At 51.1% G+C, this 3,432-nt stretch carries 4 protein-coding genes; all 4 read left to right on the top strand.

Annotated elements, in window-relative coordinates:
* Positions 1 to 145 precede the first annotated feature (145 nt).
* Positions 146 to 346 (top strand): DDE-type integrase/transposase/recombinase, encoded by a 201-nt coding sequence (locus VE954_RS44615; RefSeq protein ID WP_414699072.1) that lies wholly within the window; start codon positions 146 to 148, stop codon positions 344 to 346.
* Positions 267 to 506, top strand: a complete 240-nt coding sequence (locus VE954_RS44610; protein WP_414699071.1) for a DDE-type integrase/transposase/recombinase — start codon at positions 267 to 269, stop codon at positions 504 to 506. The genes VE954_RS44615 and VE954_RS44610 overlap by 80 nt, the downstream gene beginning before the upstream one ends.
* A gap of 253 nt (positions 507 to 759) precedes the next feature.
* Complete coding sequence (locus VE954_RS38415; protein ID WP_324963168.1) at positions 760 to 1,347, top strand: hypothetical protein; 588 nt, start codon at positions 760 to 762, stop codon at positions 1,345 to 1,347.
* Complete coding sequence (locus VE954_RS38410; protein ID WP_324963166.1) at positions 1,344 to 3,164, top strand: hypothetical protein; 1,821 nt, start codon at positions 1,344 to 1,346, stop codon at positions 3,162 to 3,164. Before VE954_RS38415 ends, VE954_RS38410 begins: the two co-directional genes overlap by 4 nt.
* Positions 3,165 to 3,432 lie beyond the last annotated feature (268 nt).

The raw sequence follows: 3,432 nt of genomic DNA, 5'->3' as shown, positions 1-3,432 counted from the left end.
AAATGAACTTTCTGCGAAAAAGCGAAGGAATTAAACACTGGCTCTGCCCTCCAGCCCGAATTTCAACGGCATTACAATCAAATGAAGCCCACTCATAGCCGACTGGATCAATTCGTAGGCATTCTTTCCGGGGCCCTGGGACTATCTGCTCACGGCAAAGCGGAATGGAAAAGCTGCAAAGCGCTTCCTGTGCAAGGCAATCAAGTCAAACGGTGAACCGATAAAAATCACTATCGACAAAAGCGGAGCCAACACATCTGCCATCAATGACTATAATGGCGACGCTGGAGCCGATATCGAAATTCGTCAACAAATATTTGAACAACATTATCGAGCAGGACCATAGGCCCATCAAGCAGCTATGCAGAGCCACCTTGGGCTTTGGGAGATTTCGAACGGCAAGGATTACAATTGGTGGCTTTGAGTCGATGAGAATAATTAGAAAACGGCAGGTCAGAGCAGAGGGCAATACCTCTGCTGAGATCTTCCATTCCGTCGCGGCATGATCGTTCGCCAATCCGTGCTTCCCCGCGCTCAGCGTCTGCAAACGCAACACAACCGATATTTTCGTGAGAAGAGTATCGTGCCTTATCGTGTCAAAGTATGACTTCAAGTAGGGAAATTCACAGAATGACCGCAGGCGCCTTCAAAGAGCGGAGCATTCGAACCGAATAAGCGTCGAGGACCACCAGGACAATCGAAAATATTAACGATATTTGCCAAAATTTCCGATAGTGGACTTGAACCATGGGGACCATCATGAAACTTACCTCGAGTCACAACCTAGGGTTGGGCATAGCCACGGTCATTCTGCTGGCTTCATGCCAGGACAAGAAGGATTTGTCGGGAGAGGTCGTAAACAAGGGCAGCTTGAATTCAATCGACCGCCCCACAGGAGGCGATCCCGAGGATGAACGCGTCGATCCTCCGGCAAATATTGTTGGCACATATCTATACTGTAGTGAGGTCAACGTGCCTTTTGACGCCGATGGGGCCAGCACGATAGGATGCGCTTTGTATGATGAAACCACAAATGCTCGGGTCGAGGTCCGATCGATTGCTGCAAACATAGACTGGGCTTATGACGGTTCCAAAATTTCTATAGGGACCACCGTATCTCTGTTCAACGCAGCAAATAATCCGAGTCTGGACTACGATGTCTATTTCTCCTTCTCGGGCTTCTCCGTGAGCTTTGCCGATGTCCTTGCCGCATTCATCATAAAAATGAACGTCACAGACCTTAATGGCAAGTTCCAAAGCTACATCAACACGAGTTTTATGGAAAAAGGAGCCAAGAGCATCAACCCATCGGCCCCAACCGATGTCATTGCGAGCCCGTTAAAATGAAAAATCTCGGAAGTTTCATCGCAATCCTATTGGTGGCCGCCGCCGTCGGCTGCGTCGACGGCCTTCCCAAGCAAAACGTGTCCATCAGGGGCAAAGCGCGGCTGCCGTCGGCATCAAAGAATGTCGAAAGCGAAGCGGATCAAGTCAAAAGCGTACCGTCGCAGGCGATCGAACTTAAGTTCGCCTTTGATTCTTTGTGCCCTGAAAGCCTTCAGGGCAAAACCTCTGCCGACGTTCAGAAGACCGTCTTCGCAATGCTGGAGGCTGTTGATACCAAAGTCTGTGAAGAAGCCTCGCAACGCCTTAGGAAGGTCACTGAGCTCAGTCTCGCCTCTCGTGAATTGGTGGACTTGAGTCCACTGAAAGGGTTGCCGCCCAATGTCATCAGCCTGGATATTTTCGCCAATAAGGTGAGTGACCTTACGCCCCTGACGTTCAGCTATCTTCGGAAACTCGAAGCCAATAACAATCAGATTGTTGACATCGCCCCCCTCAAGAAACTCGACCTCGAGTCTCTGAGCCTTGGAAACAACCCCATTCTGGACTACGGAATCTTGAACACACTGAACAAGCTCAGTTATCTTGGTCTTCCATCCTCGGACTTGAGTAAGGGCATCAATCTTTCCTCAAGTCCAGTTCGCACGCTTGATCTGAGCGATTGCAAAATTCAAGATCTCAATACCATTTCGTTGCCCCAGAACATCATCACGCTTAATTTGAGCTACAACCCCCTGACCGATATCAACGTCCTGGCCCAACGCCAGTCCTTGCGGTCGATTAGCCTGGATTCGGTCCCTGTAATCAATCTTACACCTTTAGGCAATATCCCAGAATTACTTAATCTCGGCATGCTGCCCGTGGATGCGAGCGATCTGAGCCCGCTCAGGGGCCTGAAAAAGCTCGAGCAGCTGAGTTTTCGGTCGAATTCGGATGCGGCGTCCATCGACTTCTCACCGCTCAAGGGCATCACGACGCTAAAGCGGGTCTTCATCGACGAATTTCGATTCTCCGATCTGACCGTCCTGGGCGATTCGACTCAAATGGAGTTTCTGAATATTTTTAACGGCTCCATGTCCGATGTGTCGACCCTGGCTCGTTTCACCCAGCTCCGTGAACTGGATCTGGGGGGAGCCACTGCGCTGACCAATCTCAATGGTCTCGGCTCCTTGCCTAGCCTTAACGTGTTTCGATGCAATCGATGCAACCTTTCCGACTTCGCGTTCCTGGCGAATTCTCCAGAGATCACAAAGCTGACATTGGCATCAAATCCGATGGACTCCGTGGAGGTTCTCAGAAAACTGACGAAATTGACCGAAGTTGACCTCGGCGGTACATCGGTCACCGATCTAAGCCCTCTGAATAGCCTTCCGAACCTGAAAGTGATCGATCTCAGTGGTCTGCCACCTTCAATCCTTGGCCAGATCGCCGCGCCACAGCGCATCAAATACCTGCGGTTTTCGGCATCCGGTCTTCAGGACCTCAAGGGTATCGAACTTTTTACCGCCCTGGAAAGCCTGGACATATCCAGCAACCGCCTGGCCGACGTTACTGCGGTCGCCAGCCTTCCCCTGGTTGAACTGATCGCGAACAGCAACCCTCTGCTCGACATCAAACCCTTGGGAACCATGAAAAGCCTGCAAAAACTCGATATCACTGGGACTCAGGTTCAGGACCTCGCACCGCTGAAGGGGCTTCCTCTGCAAAGCCTTTTCGCGTTTCGTATCCCCTTGGGAACGACGGTTCAGAAAACGCCCAGCAACTGCCCCACGGACCGTGGGACCCCTTATCCCTTGGAGCGCATCTGCAGAAGTCCCTAGGGGTTGGGTGGGACGTTTACTCGTCCTCATCGACCACGGTTTCCTCGTAATAAGTCCCTATCACCAATCAAGGAATAAAGGCGCGTGAGATTTTTTAGTTGGGCTTTTTTGGGCTCTGTCGCAAACCTTTCCAAGGTCGAAGTGAGTTTCTGAAGGGATCATTCCCCGGACGCAATTATCCTGCGAGGGCGTAAAATTGCTCGAATGGAGTGGAGCCCGGGATATCAAGCTGGCCTTTTTTGATCATGGCCATCATCTCAATGCCGGC

Source organism: Oligoflexus sp. (assembly GCF_035638955.1).
Taxonomy (GTDB): domain Bacteria; phylum Bdellovibrionota_B; class Oligoflexia; order Oligoflexales; family Oligoflexaceae; genus Oligoflexus.
Note: the sequence above shows the minus strand (reverse complement) of the source record. Positions and strands in the feature narration are given on the sequence as shown.

Coding starts and splice junctions, on each gene's coding strand:
- VE954_RS44610 (WP_414699071.1), top strand. CDS start 267: ATGACTATAATGGCGACGCTGGAGCCGATATCGAAATTCGTCAACAAA.
- VE954_RS38415 (WP_324963168.1), top strand. CDS start 760: ATGAAACTTACCTCGAGTCACAACCTAGGGTTGGGCATAGCCACGGTC.
- VE954_RS38410 (WP_324963166.1), top strand. CDS start 1,344: ATGAAAAATCTCGGAAGTTTCATCGCAATCCTATTGGTGGCCGCCGCC.